Below are 13,767 nucleotides of genomic sequence, written 5' to 3'. Positions count from 1 at the left end.
CCACAATATTGGCGTGACATGGACGGCGTCCTGGTCATCGACAAGCCCTCGGGCCCCACGTCTTTTGACGTGGTGCGACAGGTGCGTTCGCTGCTCAAGCTGAAGAAGGTGGGCCACACGGGGACACTGGACCCGATGGCCACCGGCGTGCTGCCGCTGTGCCTGGGTGAGGCCACCAAGGTGGCGGGCTTCATCACCGAGGGCGACAAGGCCTACGACGCCACGGTGCGCCTGGGCGCGGAGACGGACACCCAGGACGCGCAGGGCCAGGTGACGGCGCGCTCGCCCGTGCCGCCGCTGACGCCCGCCCTGCTGGAGTCCGCGCTGGCGCGCTTCCGGGGCTCCTTCGACCAGGTGCCGCCCATGTACTCGGCGGTGAAGGTGGCCGGGAAGCGGCTGTACGAGCTGGCGCGCGCCGGCGAGGAGGTGGAGCGGGCCGCCCGCCACGTCACCGTGTACGAATTGGTGCTGCGCGACTACTCCGCGGACCGCCTGCAGCTGTCGGTGCGCTGCTCCAAGGGCTTCTTCGTGCGCACGCTGGCCTTCGACCTGGGCCGCGCGTTGGGCTGCGGTGCCCACCTCGAGGCCCTGCGGCGCACGCACAGCGGCCCCTTCACCCTGGCCCAGGCGCTGCCGCTGGCGGACCTGCCGGCCCTGGCGAAGGAGGGTGCGCTGGCGCCGCGGCTGGTGTCCATGGCGGACGCGCTGGTGGAATTGCCCGAGGTGCGCGTGAGCGCGGCGGAGGCCCAGCGGGTGTCGCATGGCGTGCCGGTGGAGGTGCCCGCGGGGCGGCCCGGCCGGGTGCGCGTCATGGGCCCGGCCGGCGAGCTGCTGGCGGTGGCCGAAGTGGTGGCCGGCCGGCTGCGCTACCTGCGCGTGCTCGTCTAGCGTGGCGCGGACCTGGGAAGTCACGGTGGTGGTGGCTCCCGCGCTGCGAGGTGCCTTCGAGGGCAGGCGTGAGCTCACCCTGGGGCTGCCCGCGAATGCCGGCGTGGGTGACGTGCTGGAGTCCCTCTTCAACCTCTACCCCCGCGTCCGGCAGTACCTGGCGGGGGAGCGGGGCGGGCAGGGCCTCTACCTCCACATCGCCCTGGACGAGCGGGCGAGCGAGGAGCTGGCCCACGGGGGCGGGGGACTATCCGCCGGCCTGAAGCTGTATTTCTTCGCACTGTCGAGGACGCCAGGAGCCCGGCGGGCAGGCGTCGAAGGTTGACCCTGTGGGGGGCGGAGCTTATAAGCCCCCCCGCCGTTAGAAGGACGAGACCCGGTCTGTACCCCTCCGCGGACCGTGGTGACTCGAGCAGTCCTCCACCGGAGTGGGCGAAGGAAGCAACACATGTCGGCATTGCATACCGAGCGCAAGACGGAGCTGGTGGCGAAGTTCCGGACGCATGAGACGGACACCGGCTCTCCCGAGGTGCAGGTGGCGCTGCTGTCCGAGCGCATCAACATGCTCACCGAGCACTTCAAGACGCACAAGAAGGACCACCACTCGCGGCGCGGTCTGCTGAAGCTGGTCGGTCAGCGTCGCCGGCTGCTGGACTACCTCAAGTCCAAGGATGTCACCCGGTACAAGAAGCTCATCGAGGGGCTCGGCATCCGCAAGTAGTCATCTGAGCAGCACCCGGGGCGCTGGCAGCAACCAGCGCCCCGCGTGTTTAAGACGTAGGCGGTAGGAAGCGGTTTGGAAGTGACGTCGTAGAAGCGCGGTGGGTGGTGGCGGGCAAGGGAGTGGTGCCGTCGGAGGTTTTGGTTTCCGTTCGGACCGGCTGACCCACAGGTCAGCCGGTGCGATCAGGGATCAAAAGTTCCGAGACATCCCTCCGGCGCTCCGCAAGCGCCCTCCGCAGTACAGGCTGGCGGTTGCCTGTCGTGCGCCTGTCCCAGGCCCTGGCGACCGCTCATACACCCCGAGGGCCCTCCCGGGGTGCCTGGCCGCATTTCGCGGGCCGGGTGCGTGCGGTGGGGTCCTCGCCCCTGAAGTACCCAGAGGCACGGACATGCTGAAGAAGAGCGTCAAGATTGGTGAGAGCGAGCTGAGCATTGAAGTGGGCCGCATGGCGAAGCAGGCCGACGGCTCCGTGGTGGTGCGCTACGGCGACACCATGCTGCTCGTGACGGCGGTGAGCGCGCGCGAGAAGAAGGACGTGGACTTCCTCCCGCTCACGGTGGAGTACCAGGAGAAGCTGTACTCGGCGGGCCGCATCCCCGGCAGCTACTTCAAGCGCGAGGGCCGCCTGACGGAGAAGGAGACGCTGGCCAGCCGCCTCGTCGACCGCTCCCTGCGCCCGCTGTTCCCGGAGGGCTACGCGTACGAGACGCAGGTCATCTCCAGCGTCATCTCCTCGGACCCGGAGAACGAGGGTGACATCCACGGCATCACCGGCGCCTCCGCGGCGCTGTGGGTGTCGGACATCCCGTTCAACGGTCCCCTCGCCGGCATCCGCGTGGGCCGCGTCGGCGGTCAGCTCGTCGCCAACCCCACGGCGAAGCAGCGCGAGCAGAGTGATTTGGACCTCGTCATGGCCGTGAGCCGCGAGGCCATCGTCATGGTGGAGGGCGGCGCGGAAGAGGTGTCCGAGGCGGACATGGTGGCCGCGCTCGAGTTCGGCTTCAAGACGGCGCAGCCCGCGCTGGACATGCAGGACGAGCTGCGCCGCGAGCTGAAGAAGCAGGTGCGCTCCTTCGACAAGCCCCCCGCGGTGGACGAGGGCCTGCGCGCCAAGGTGCGCGAGCTGGCCATGGACTCCATCAAGGCCGGCTACGGCATCAAGGAGAAGGGTGCCCGCTACGACGCGCTCTCCAAGGCGAAGAAGGAGACGATTGCCAGGCTCAAGGAGCAGCTGGGCGACGGCTACACCCCGCTGGTGGAGAAGCACGCCAAGGCGGTGGTGGAGGACCTGAAGTACGAGCACATGCGCGAGATGACGGTCAACGGTGGCCGCATCGGCGGGCGTGGGCACGACGTGGTGCGCGCGATTACGAACGAGGTCGGCGTGCTTCCGCGCACGCACGGCAGCGCGCTCTTCACCCGCGGCGAGACGCAGGCGCTCGTGGTGGCCACGCTGGGCACCAGCGACGACGAGCAGCGCCTGGAGATGCTGGGCGGCATGGCCTTCAAGCGCTTCATGCTGCACTACAACTTCCCCCCGTTCAGCGTGAACGAGACGAAGCCGCTGCGCGGTCCGGGCCGTCGTGAAGTCGGCCACGGTGCGCTGGCGGAGCGCGCGCTGCGCAACATGGTCCCCAAGAGCGACTCCTTCCCGTACACGGTGCGGCTGGTGTCGGACATCCTGGAGTCCAACGGCTCCTCGTCCATGGCCTCCGTCTGCGGCGGCACGCTGGCGCTGATGGACGCGGGCGTCCCCATCAAGGCCCCGGTGGCGGGCATCGCCATGGGCCTGGTGAAGGAGGGCGACAAGGTCGCCATCCTCTCGGACATCCTCGGTGACGAGGACCACCTGGGCGACATGGACTTCAAGGTGTGCGGCACCACGAAGGGCATCACCTCCATCCAGATGGACATCAAGATCACCGGCCTCACGACGGAGATCATGAGCCGCGCGCTGGAGCAGGCGCGTCAGGGCCGCATCCACATCCTGGGTGAGATGCTCAAGACGCTGGCGACCTCCCGCAAGGAGATCAGCCAGTACGCGCCGCGCATCACCACCATCCAGATTCGTCCCGAGTTCATCAAGAACGTCATCGGGCCGGGCGGCAAGGTCATCAAGGACATCATCGCCCGCACCGGCGCCGCGATTAACATCGAGGACTCCGGCCGCGTGGACATCGCCAGCGCCAACGGCGACGCGGTGAAGGCCGCCATCGCCATGATTCAGGCGCTGACGCGCGAGGCGGAAATCGGGAAGATCTACACGGGCACGGTGCGCAAGATTGCGGAGTTCGGCGCCTTCGTGGAGCTGTTCCCCGGCACCGACGGCCTCATCCACATCTCCGAGCTGTCCGACAAGCGCGTCAAGAGCGTGTCCGACGTGCTGAAGGAGGGCGACGAGGTGCTGGTGAAGGTGGTCAGCATCGACAAGACGGGCAAGATCCGCCTGTCCCGCAAGGAGGCGATGGCGGAGCGCGCGGCGGCCCAGCAGGGCGCGGCCGGCGGCGACGGCATGCCCGCCCAGCAGGCCCCCGAGGCCACCCAGCCGGACGCCAAGGCCTGAACAGAAGGCCTGACGCCGGACGGCTCGGGTCCGTGAGGGCCTGAGCCGCTGACGCCTCCTTCCGCCACCGCGCGGGAGGGGGCGTTTTCGTTTCTGGCGCGGATGGCTTAGACCGGGGGAAGGGGGCCGTGCGTTGGAGGTGCGAGCCCCGTCCTGGAGGCCTCGTGCCGCCCCGACCGCCCACCGCCCCACCGCCGTCCTCGAGCTTCATCACCGACGTGTCCCGCTTCCTCGGCGGCTTCCGGTGGGCCTTCATGCCGCTGGGGCTGCTGGCGCTGGTGGCCGTGGGTGTCCACTCCGCGGCGGACACGCTGGACGACCGGCTGCTGGCGGTGGTGGACCGGGCGGACTCCCTCTTCGACGCGCTGGTGGGCCGCTACGACGCCACCGCGCCCATGGTGGAGTGGCTGTCCCTGGAGTCGCGCACCCGGCTGGCCCGCATGCTCGCGCTGGCGTGGGAGCTGTCCGCGGACCTCGTGCTGGCCCTGCCCGCGCTCGGCTACCGGGAGGCACGGGCGCCCGCGCCGGCGGAGGCCTGGCGCGCGGCGATGGGGCAGCAGCCGGCGCGGCCCTCGTGGCGCGCGCTGTGGACGCGGTGCCTGCGCCGGCCCACGCCCATGCGGTGGCTGCGGCCGCTGGCCACGGCGGCGGTGGCGCTGGCCGGGGCGTGCGCGGTGGCGCGGCTCGTCCAGGGCACCGTGTACCTCTCCTGGCGCGAGCTGATGGGGGACAGCGCGGCGGATGTGGCGGCGCGGGGGCTCGCCCTGGGCGCGCTGCTGGGCGTGGGGGTGTCGCTGGGGTGGCGCGCGGTGCTGCGCAACCTGCAGGCGGCGGATGCGGCCTGTGAGGAGGATGGAGGGAAGGGCGCCTTCCGCCGAGGGCTGGTGGGGTGCGCGGTGGTGGTGCCGTTGGCGGTGGCCGCCGTCTTGGATGCGTCTCCGGTGCTGTCCTTCCTGCGCTGACGAGGCCCCCTCCATGTTCCCGAGTCGCGCGAAGGGGCTGCTGGACTTCTGCATGGCGGTGCTGTGCCTGTGGGCGGCGTACCACCACACGCCCGCGGGCGCGCTGGTGCGCCGGGGCGCGGCGTGGGCCACCGGGACGCGCAGCACCGCGCGCCCGCTGCTCGCGTACTACGACGGCGTGACGGGCACGTCGCTGTCCGAGCCCCTGGTGGCACCCGAGGTGCCGCTGGCGAGGCCGCTGACGGACGCGGAGGCCCTGGCCTGGGGCACGCACCTGGCGCTCAAGGGCCTGGACGTGCGCGCCCGGCAGCCCGTGCTGGCGCTGGCCACGGAGCTGGGTGTGTCCTCCACGGCGCTGCTCGACGCGGGCGAGGGGCCGGCCGCCGCGAAGCAGTTGCATGCGGCGCTGGAGGCGGACTTCCCGGGGGATGAGGCGCGGCTGACGGCGCTGTTCGCGGGCCGGGTGCCCGCGCGCTACGCGCTGGCGCGGGTGATGGCGGAGGGTGGGGTGCCCACGCTGGAGCGGCTGGCGGGGCAGCTGCCTCCTGGCTTCGAGGGCGCGTCCGTGGGTGCGGCGCAGGCCCTGGCCCTGGCCACCGCGTTCGGCCTGGCGTGGCCGGTTGACGAGGGCGCGCGGGTGTCGAGCCCCTTCGGCGAGCGCCTCCACCCCGTGCTGGGCACCCGGAAGATACACACCGGCGTGGACCTCAGCGTGCCCACCGGCACGTCCGTGCTGGCGGTGTCCGCGGGCGTGGTGCGGCGCGCGAGCGAGGACGCGGTGAATGGCCGCGTCCTCGTGCTGGACCACGGGCGCGGGGTGACGACGGCGTACTGCCACAACTCGGAGCTGGTGGTGGCGGTGGGGCAGCGGGTGGAGCGCGGGCAGCTCATCGCCCGCTCGGGCAACACCGGCCGCTCCACCGGGCCGCACCTGCACTACCAGTTGGAGCTCGCCTCGCGGCCCATGGACCCGCTGAAGTTCCGCACCGCGCTGCGCACGGCGGCCGCCAGGAGCCTCACGCCCTGAGTCTCCGGAAACTGGCTTTGGTGAGTGGATGTGGTATGAAGTTGCACATGGCCTCTCCGCTGATTGTGAGGGTGCGTCGCGTGCGCGCCCACCCGGACCCGCTGCCGCTGCCCCGCTACGAGACGGAGCTGGCCGCCGGGTTGGACCTGCGCGCGGACATCGAGGGCGAGCGCGTGCTGGGGCCGCTGGAGCGGATGGCGGTGCCCACGGGGCTCGCGCTGACGCTGCCGCCCGGGTACGAGGGCCAGGTGCGGCCCCGCTCGGGGCTGGCGCTGCGGCACGGCGTGACGCTGCTCAACGCGCCGGGGACGGTGGACGCGGACTACCGGGGCGAGGTGCAGGTCATCCTCGTCAACCTCTCCCAGGCGCCCTTCACGCTGCGTCGGGGCGACCGCGTGGCGCAGCTGGTCGTAGCGCCCGTCACGTCCGTGGAGCTGCAAGAGGTGGACGTGCTGGACGCCACCGCGCGAGGTGAAAGGGGCTTCGGTTCCACGGGCCTCTAGCCACCGGACTCCGCTCGTCGTTCCTTGCTGTCAGGGGAGCGGGCAGAATATGAGGTTGAGCCGCCCCCCGTGGTGGCCATCCCCCGACTGGCCCCTGGAGTCCCACTGCTTTGCTTTGCCACCGCTGCGGCAGCCACGTCCCACCGACGACAGACACCTGTCCCACCTGCGGGCTGAAGTACGACGCGACGTCGCGCCCTCAGGCCGGCGCCGCGCGAAGGCGGGGACTGGAGGGCGCTCCCTACAAGCCGGGGGACGTCGTCGCCGGCCGCTACGCCATCCAGGAGGTGGTGGGCTCGGGCCCCATGGGCTTCGTCTTCCGGGCCCAGGACCAGGAGATTGACGTCGAGCTCGCCCTCAAGACGGTGCACCCGCGCCTGGTGCAGCAGCCGGAGGAGCGCACCCAGTTCTCGCTGTCCTTGCGCGTGGGCAAGAAGCTCAACCATCCCAACCTCCTGCGTGTGTACGAGGAGGGCCAGGACGGGGACCGGCCCTTCTTCACCATGCAGATGCTGGAGGGGATGACGCTGCGGCGGATGCTGGAGCAGCGCGCGACGCGCGGGCAGCTCTTCTCGCTGAAGGACGTGGAGCCGCTGGTGGCGCAGATGGCCGCCGCGCTGGATGCCGCGCACCGCTTCGGTCCGCACTCCGACCTCAAGCCGGAGAACGTCATCGTCCTGCCGGACCTGCTGAAGGTGACGGACTACGGCCTGGGGCTGGCGGTGCCGCACCTTCCCTTCGTCCAGGCCCAGAAGGGCCACCGCGCGGACGTCTACATCGCCCCGGAGTACATCGCCGGAGGCGAGCTGGACACGCGCATGGACGTGTACTCGCTCGGCGTCATCCTGGGCGAGCTCGTCGCGGGGCTGCTCCCGGACGAGGGCGTCATCCCCGGGCTGTCGATGCACCACCCGGACCTGCCGACGTCCTTCGAGGCGCTCTACCGCCGCGCGCTCAACCCCAACCCGCTGGCCCGCCCGAAGACGGCGGGGGAGCTGCACGCGGAGCTCGCCAGCATCCTCTCGCGCACGCCGGCCGCCATCGTGACGGCGCAGCGCGCGCCTCCGGGCTCACAGGCCGCGAAGGCCGTGTCCCGGCCGCCGCCGCCCCCGCCGGTACCCACCGGCATGCTGCCTTCCATTCCTCTCGAGACGGCCTCGCCCGGAGTCGCCTCGCCCGGAGTCGCCTCGCCTGGAGTCGCCGCGCCACGGCCGCTTCCTCCCGAGGAGGAGCCGCCCCCGCCCGATGCGACGCAGCCCCTGGATGCCGCGACGCTGGCGGCCATCATGGGCGGCGCCCACCCGTCGACGGTTGGTGGCGGAGGACACCCCTCGCAGCGCCTGACGGAACAGGCCCTGCCGTTCGTCACGCCGCCCGCGCCCAGGGCGCCTCCGGCCCCCGCGCCCCGTCCGTCGGGCCCCGTGTCCTCCGCGCAGCCACCGGCACCTCGTCCCTCGGGGCCGGTGCCCTCCCTGTCATCTCCACCCGTGCCCCGTTCTCCTCCCGCGCAAGCGCCCACCGCGCAGCCCCGGGCGGCGGCGCGCATGGACGCGGAGGCAGCTCGCTCCAGCGCGCCCCCCCTGGACGCGGGCCCCTCGGTCTCCGGCGTACGCGCCAGCATGCCGACGCTGGAGGCCACTCCGGCGGTGTCCGCCGCTCGGACCGCGCCGCGCACCCTGGACCTGTCGCCCGCGGTCTCCGGCGCACGCTCCGGGCCTCGCACGCTGGACTCCTCGCCCGCGATGTCGGGAGCCCGCTCGGGCGCGCGGCGCCTGGACTCACCGACGACGTCCGCGGCGCGCTCCGCCCCGCGAATCGGCGCGCTGCCCACGCAGCCGGTCATCCGGGCGGCGAAGTCGAAGTCGAAGTCGCGCTCCACCATGTGGATGGTGCTCCTCATCGTGGGTGGCCTCGTCCTGGGCCTGGGCGGCGGCTACCTGCTGGTGCGCCTGCGCCAGCAGGCGATGACCTCGGGGAGCACTGGAGGCCCCGCGCCATCCGGGCAGGCAGGGCGCGAGGGCGTGGCTCCTTCCGCCAGCGAGGGGACTTCCGCCGTGGCCGCGCCCGTGGGGGACTGCCCCGCGGGGATGCGCCGCGTGAGTGGCGGCGCGTTCAAGATGGGGACGCCGGTGGACGACTCGATGAAGTTCCTCGACGAGCTCCCGCTCACGAGCCTGCAGGTGCCCACCTTCTGCATCGACGAGTACGAGTACCCCAACCAGGCCGGGCAGGCGCCGAAGGTGGAGGTGAGCTGGGAGGAGGCTCGCGCCCTGTGCGAGGGGGCGGGGAAGCGGCTGTGCTCGGAGGAGGAGTGGGAGAAGGCCTGCAAGGGCCCGGGCAACGCGCGCTTCCCGTACGGCAACCCGTACGACGCGAACATCTGCAACACCGAGGACGCTTCGGGCGCGGACCGGAAGCTGGCGGTCTCCGGCGCCTCCAAGAACTGCCGCTCCGCCTACGGCGTGGTGGACCTTGCCGGAAACGTGGCGGAGTGGACGGCCACGAAGTTCGACAAGGTGGACTTCACGCAGAAGGGCGGCGCATTCAACCGGCCGAACTATGCGTCGCGCTGCTCGGCCCGGAAGAACGGCGCCCCGACGGAGCGCTTGAACTCGGTGGGCTTCCGCTGCTGCGCGGGCGCGAGGCCCTGAGCCCCTGAGTCCTGGAGGGCTCGCCTGCCGGGCCCCACGGCCAATGGCCAACAGTTCGTGTGATGCCGTCACCGACCGCCAGCGAAATGGTTCAGACAGAAGCGCTGGCGGTGGGGCGAGGGGAGGGGTAGGACCCGCCGCGAGGAAGTCAGGTCCGTCCTCCGACGCCGTGCTGGAGTGTCTCCGGCTCACGGCGCGGTGGACCTTGCCGCGAAGGTCTGCCCGTGATTCCGCGATACAGCCGACAGGAGATGTCCTCCCTCTGGTCCGACGAGGCCCGCTACCGCCGCTGGCGCGACGTGGAGCTCGCTGCCCTGGAGGGCATGGTGGAGGCGGGGCTCGCTCCCCGCGAGGCGCTGGCCGACTGCCTCCAGCGCGCCGGTGACTTCACCGCCGCCGACGCCGCGAAGATTGAGGACATCGAGCGCACCACCAAGCACGACGTCATCGCCTTCCTCACCTTCATGGAGGAGCGGGTGGGCCCCAGCGCGCGCTGGCTGCACCTGGGCATGACGTCCTCGGACGTGCTCGACACGTCCCTGGCGCTCACACTGCGCGACGCGCTGGACCTCATCCTCAAGGACCTCGAGCGCGTCATGGCCGCGGTGGAGAAGCGCGCCTTCGAGCACAAGCACACGCTCCAGATGGGCCGCAGCCACGGCATCCACGCCGAGCCCATTACGTTCGGCCACAAGCTGGCCATCTGGTACGACGAATTGCGCCGCGGCCGCACGCGCCTGCAGCACGCGCGAGACACCATCGCCGTGGGCAAGATTTCCGGCGCGGTGGGCACCTTCGCGCACCTGCCTCCGGCGGTGGAGGAGCACGTCTGCCGCAAGCTGGGGCTGAAGCCGGCGCCGGCCTCCAGCCAGGTGGTGCAGCGCGACAGGCACGCGGAGTTCTTCACCGCGCTGGCCCTGCTGGGCTCGAGCATCGAGAAGTTCGCGGTGGAGATTCGCCACCTGCAGCGCACGGAGGTGCGCGAGGCGGAGGAGCCCTTCACCGCGGGGCAGAAGGGCTCCAGCGCGATGCCGCACAAGCGCAACCCCATCCTGTCGGAGAACCTCACCGGCCTGGCGCGCCTGCTGCGCGGCTACGCGGTGAGCGCCATGGAGGACGTGGCGCTGTGGCACGAGCGGGACATCTCGCACTCCTCCGTGGAGCGCGTCATCGGCCCGGACGCCACCATCCTCATGGACTTCATGCTCGTCCGCTTCGCGCGGCTGATGGAGGATCTGCGCGTCTACCCGGAGCAGATGAAGAAGAACCTGGACCTGCTCGGCGGCGTGGTGAACTCGCAGCGGCTGTTGCTGGAGCTGGCGCGCAAGGGCATGGACCGGCAGGCCGCGTACGTCATCGTCCAGCGCAACGCGATGAAGCTGTACGAGGAGGGCACCGACTTCCGCAAGGCCCTGCTCGCGGACGCGGACCTGGCGAAGATGATGACGCCCGAGGAGATTTCCGACTGCTTCTCCCCGGGCTACCACACGCGGCACATGGACGACGTGTTCCGGCGCGTGTTCGGCCGGAGCGAGTAGCCCCCGGGCCTCGGAAGCGGGCCGGAGCCATGAAGGCTCCGGCCTCGCGAGGGCCTACTCGAGGTAGCCCTTCGCGCGCAGGTTGCGCTCGATTCGCGCGTGCACGTCACCGGGCTCCAGCACCATCGGCGCGCCGGTAATCCGCTCGTAGGCGGCGAGGTACTTGGTGGCCAGGTCCTCTCGCACGCTGTCGGGGATGACGGGCGGGGTGCCCTGGCCGGAGAAGTTCCGCTCGCGGATGAGCCACTGGCGGATGTTCTCCTTGTCCAGCATGCGCTGGTCCTCGCCCTTGGCGAAGCGCGCCTCGTACTCGTCCGCCACCCAGTAGCGGCTGGAGTCCGGGGTGTGCATCTCGTCGATGACGTAGAGCGTGTCGCCCACCTTGCCGAACTCGTACTTGGTGTCGACGAGGATGAGGCCGCGCGTCCGCGCCCACTTCTGGCCCTCCAGGAAGAGCGCCTTGGCCGCCTCGGCGACGCGTGCCCAGTCCCTCGGCGTGGCGAGCCCGCGCGCCAGCAGGTCCTTCTCGGAGATGGGCTCGTCGTGCTGGCCGTACTCCGCCTTGGTGGACGGGGTGATGATGGGTTCGGGGAAGGCCGCGTCCTTGCGCATGCCTTCCGGGAAGGGCACGCCGTAGACGGTGTGCGTGCCCTTCTGGAAGTCGCGCCACAGGCTGCCGGTGAGGTAGCCGCGCACCACCACTTCAATCGCGAAGGGCTGGCAGGCGCGCGCCACGGTGACGTTCGGGTCCGGCACGTCCAGCACGTGGTTGGGGCAGATGTGCTTCGTGCGCTCGAACCAGAAGGCGGACAGCCGGTTCAGCACCTCGCCCTTGAAGGGGATGGTGGTGAGGATGTGGTCGAACGCGGAGAGCCGGTCCGTGGTGACGAGGATGAGCCTGTCCCCCTGCCGGTACGTCTCGCGGACCTTGCCGCGGTACTGCTGGCCGAGCGACGTCAGGTCCGTCTGCTGGAGCGTGAGGGAAAGCTGAGCGTGAAGTGCGGAGGTATCCACAAGCGCCTCGAGGTCCACCCCTCGCTGGGAGTGGCGAGAGAAAGGTGGGCCTTCCGTTGGAGGCGCGCGACTCTACTGGAGCGTGGCCGGCATGGAAGCGGGACCGTACGCCGCCGCCAGGTACAGGAAGGCCGGGTTGATGCGCAGGATTCCGTCCACGTAGGCCACCGCGTACGGCGCGCCCGAGGCCCGGTCCACCTGCACCGCACCCTCCGGGTGGATGCCCCAGTGCGCGAGCAGCGTGCGAGCCACCAGCTCCGCGGCCTCACGCTCGGAGAGCCCCTGCAGGCCCTCACGGCGGTCCTCCGGCCAACGCTCGCCGGCGCGCGCATCGAACACCAGCTGGATGCCGCCGCCCGCGTCCGGGGACTGGAAGAGGTCCATCTTCGTGTCGAAGCCCCGCGCCGCGAGCAGCTCCCCCTGCTGACTGATGGGGAACAGCACCAGCGCCTGCGCCGCCTGGCCGGCTTCCACCACGGACTGGCGGGCCACCTCGCGGAACAACTCCAGCCGCGTCGCCGGGGACTCGAACTCGAGGAACTCCGGCGGGTTGGTGAGGGCCTGTCGGGCGCTCATCGTTGCGCGCGCGGGCACGCCAGCCTCACCACAGGCGGTGAGGACGGTGACGAGCGAGAGGAGCAACCCAGGGAGCCAGCGACGCATACACGCGGGAATATACCGATCTCCCTCCGGATCAACCAGCTAAACTCGGAGGCATGCGTCCAGGGGAGTATCTCACCGTCGTCCTGCACCAGACGCGCTCGCCGGACAACCTGGGGGCCGTGGCGCGCGTCATGGCCAACTTCGGGTTTTCACGGCTGATTCTGTCGGACCCCGCCACCTACTCCTTCCGCGGCGCCGAGCGCCTGGCCGTGAAGGGTGATGCCGTGCTGGAGCGCATGGCCGTGGCGCGCGATCTGCCAGAGGCGCTGAAGGACTGCGTGTATGCCGTCGGCACCACGTCTCGCACCCAGCTCAAGGGGCGCACCGCCCTGACGCCGGAGGAGGCTGTCCGGAAGCTGGCGGAGGAGAGCGAGCGCGGGCGCGTGGCGCTGGTGTTCGGCGGCGAGCAGCGGGGCATGTCCGACGAGGAGCTGGCGCGCTGCACCGACGTGCTCGTCATCCCCACGTCCGACGTGCAGCCGTCCATGAACCTGGCGCAGTCCGCGGCGGTGCTGCTCTACCTCTGCCACCGTCAGGGGCTGGAGCCGGCCGCGCTCCCCGTCGCGCAGGCGTCGGTGGAAGGCGCGCGCATCGGCACGCTCAACGCGCTGGCGGCGCGCATGAACGAGGTGCTGCTCAAGGCGGAGTTCCTCAACCCCCAGGCGCCGGAGCACGTGCTGAACGAGCTGGAGCTGACGTTGATGCGTTCGCGGCTCACCCAGCGCGAGGCGGAGCTGTGGCTCACGGCCTTCAAGCACCTGGGACGCGCGGTGGCGCGGGGCACCTCACCCTGAGAGTGGGGATGCCCCGGCGCCGCGGGACTGCGAAGGGACGACGGCCTAGGCCGCCGCTTCCTTCTTGTACGTCTCGCCGTAGTGCTTCTCGCACAGGCCCGCCTTCATCGTCTTCACGCGGCAGTCGGCCTTGGAGCAGGTGCGGTAACGGGAGTGGGGCAGCTCGCCCTGCCGCCACTTCTTGAAGTGGAAGAAGCAGTAGCTCTTGGCGCGGTAGGGGCGCTTGCAGCCCTCAACCGTGCACGCCTTCTTGCCACTGCCCTTGGCGGTGCGCGGCCAATGGGTGAGCTTCGTCGTCTGAGCCTCGGCCATCTGGAACTCTCCTGCGAACGATGCGGAATCGCGGCGCCACACCGAGGTGGAACCCGCCGCCGGGTACGGAAAAAGGCGCACTGTCTAGCGCCCATGCAACCCGAACGCAAGGAGGCCGGAGAATGCCG

General features: G+C 71.0%; 13 protein-coding genes. 10 read left to right on the top strand and 3 right to left on the bottom strand.

Going from position 1 to position 13,767, the window contains the following annotated elements; translation table 11 throughout:
• Nucleotides 1-18 precede the first annotated feature (18 nt).
• The 9 genes from truB (at nt 19) to purB (ending at nt 10,856) form a co-directional block, all read left to right on the top strand.
• Nucleotides 19-888, top strand: coding sequence for a tRNA pseudouridine(55) synthase TruB (gene truB / locus OV427_RS09050; RefSeq protein WP_267855711.1), 870 nt, complete (start codon nt 19-21; stop codon nt 886-888).
• 1 nt (nt 889) lies between these two features.
• Complete coding sequence (locus tag OV427_RS09045; protein WP_267855710.1) at nt 890-1,213, top strand: hypothetical protein; 324 nt, start codon at nt 890-892, stop codon at nt 1,211-1,213.
• A 123-nt stretch (nt 1,214-1,336) separates the two neighbouring features.
• Nucleotides 1,337-1,609 (top strand): 30S ribosomal protein S15, encoded by a 273-nt coding sequence (gene rpsO / locus OV427_RS09040; RefSeq protein ID WP_163995723.1) that lies wholly within the window; start codon nt 1,337-1,339, stop codon nt 1,607-1,609.
• A gap of 391 nt (nt 1,610-2,000) precedes the next feature.
• Complete coding sequence (gene pnp / locus OV427_RS09035) at nt 2,001-4,175, top strand: polyribonucleotide nucleotidyltransferase (RefSeq protein ID WP_267855709.1); 2,175 nt, start codon at nt 2,001-2,003, stop codon at nt 4,173-4,175.
• A 164-nt stretch (nt 4,176-4,339) separates the two neighbouring features.
• Nucleotides 4,340-5,137, top strand: coding sequence for a hypothetical protein (locus tag OV427_RS09030; protein WP_267855708.1), 798 nt, complete (start codon nt 4,340-4,342; stop codon nt 5,135-5,137).
• A 13-nt stretch (nt 5,138-5,150) separates the two neighbouring features.
• The gene (locus OV427_RS09025; RefSeq protein WP_267855707.1) at nt 5,151-6,164 is read left to right on the top strand and encodes a M23 family metallopeptidase; all 1,014 of its coding nucleotides are present in this window, start codon (nt 5,151-5,153) and stop codon (nt 6,162-6,164) included.
• Nucleotides 6,165-6,211: 47 nt separating this feature from the next.
• A complete protein-coding gene (dut, locus tag OV427_RS09020; protein ID WP_267863391.1) occupies nt 6,212-6,667 on the top strand; it encodes a dUTP diphosphatase in 456 nt (151 codons plus the stop codon).
• A gap of 110 nt (nt 6,668-6,777) precedes the next feature.
• Nucleotides 6,778-9,318, top strand: coding sequence for a protein kinase domain-containing protein (locus OV427_RS09015; RefSeq protein WP_267855706.1), 2,541 nt, complete (start codon nt 6,778-6,780; stop codon nt 9,316-9,318).
• Nucleotides 9,319-9,542: 224 nt separating this feature from the next.
• The gene (gene purB, locus OV427_RS09010) at nt 9,543-10,856 is read left to right on the top strand and encodes an adenylosuccinate lyase (protein WP_267855705.1); all 1,314 of its coding nucleotides are present in this window, start codon (nt 9,543-9,545) and stop codon (nt 10,854-10,856) included.
• 54 nt (nt 10,857-10,910) lie between these two features.
• Here purB and OV427_RS09005 read toward each other — a convergent pair whose 3' ends face one another.
• Together OV427_RS09005 and OV427_RS09000 are read right to left on the bottom strand one after the other, a co-directional pair.
• Nucleotides 10,911-11,870, bottom strand: coding sequence for a phosphoribosylaminoimidazolesuccinocarboxamide synthase (locus tag OV427_RS09005; RefSeq protein WP_267855704.1), 960 nt, complete (start codon nt 11,868-11,870; stop codon nt 10,911-10,913).
• A 72-nt stretch (nt 11,871-11,942) separates the two neighbouring features.
• Nucleotides 11,943-12,533, bottom strand: coding sequence for a hypothetical protein (locus tag OV427_RS09000; protein ID WP_267855703.1), 591 nt, complete (start codon nt 12,531-12,533; stop codon nt 11,943-11,945).
• A gap of 53 nt (nt 12,534-12,586) precedes the next feature.
• On the opposite strand from OV427_RS09000, the gene OV427_RS08995 reads away from it, so the two are divergent.
• The gene (locus OV427_RS08995; RefSeq protein ID WP_267855702.1) at nt 12,587-13,327 is read left to right on the top strand and encodes an RNA methyltransferase; all 741 of its coding nucleotides are present in this window, start codon (nt 12,587-12,589) and stop codon (nt 13,325-13,327) included.
• A gap of 45 nt (nt 13,328-13,372) precedes the next feature.
• Here the strand turns inward: OV427_RS08995 and OV427_RS08990 are convergent, their stop codons facing one another.
• Nucleotides 13,373-13,639, bottom strand: a complete 267-nt coding sequence (locus OV427_RS08990) for a vegetative protein (protein WP_267855701.1) — start codon at nt 13,637-13,639, stop codon at nt 13,373-13,375.
• Nucleotides 13,640-13,767: the final 128 nt, after the last annotated feature.

Source organism: Pyxidicoccus sp. MSG2, from assembly GCF_026626705.1.
In the GTDB taxonomy this organism is placed as follows: domain Bacteria; phylum Myxococcota; class Myxococcia; order Myxococcales; family Myxococcaceae; genus Myxococcus.
This window is presented reverse-complemented; position numbering and strand designations above follow the sequence as displayed.

Bases quoted from the DNA above. Each gene is read 5' to 3' on its own strand.
- rpsO (WP_163995723.1), top strand. From the start codon at position 1,337: ATGTCGGCATTGCATACCGAGCGCAAGACGGAGCTGGTGGCGAAGTTC.
- truB (WP_267855711.1), top strand. From the start codon at position 19: ATGGACGGCGTCCTGGTCATCGACAAGCCCTCGGGCCCCACGTCTTTT.
- OV427_RS09025 (WP_267855707.1), top strand. From the start codon at position 5,151: ATGTTCCCGAGTCGCGCGAAGGGGCTGCTGGACTTCTGCATGGCGGTG.
- pnp (WP_267855709.1), top strand. From the start codon at position 2,001: ATGCTGAAGAAGAGCGTCAAGATTGGTGAGAGCGAGCTGAGCATTGAA.
- OV427_RS08995 (WP_267855702.1), top strand. From the start codon at position 12,587: ATGCGTCCAGGGGAGTATCTCACCGTCGTCCTGCACCAGACGCGCTCG.
- OV427_RS09000 (WP_267855703.1), bottom strand. From the start codon at position 12,533: ATGCGTCGCTGGCTCCCTGGGTTGCTCCTCTCGCTCGTCACCGTCCTC.
- dut (WP_267863391.1), top strand. From the start codon at position 6,212: ATGGCCTCTCCGCTGATTGTGAGGGTGCGTCGCGTGCGCGCCCACCCG.
- OV427_RS08990 (WP_267855701.1), bottom strand. From the start codon at position 13,639: ATGGCCGAGGCTCAGACGACGAAGCTCACCCATTGGCCGCGCACCGCC.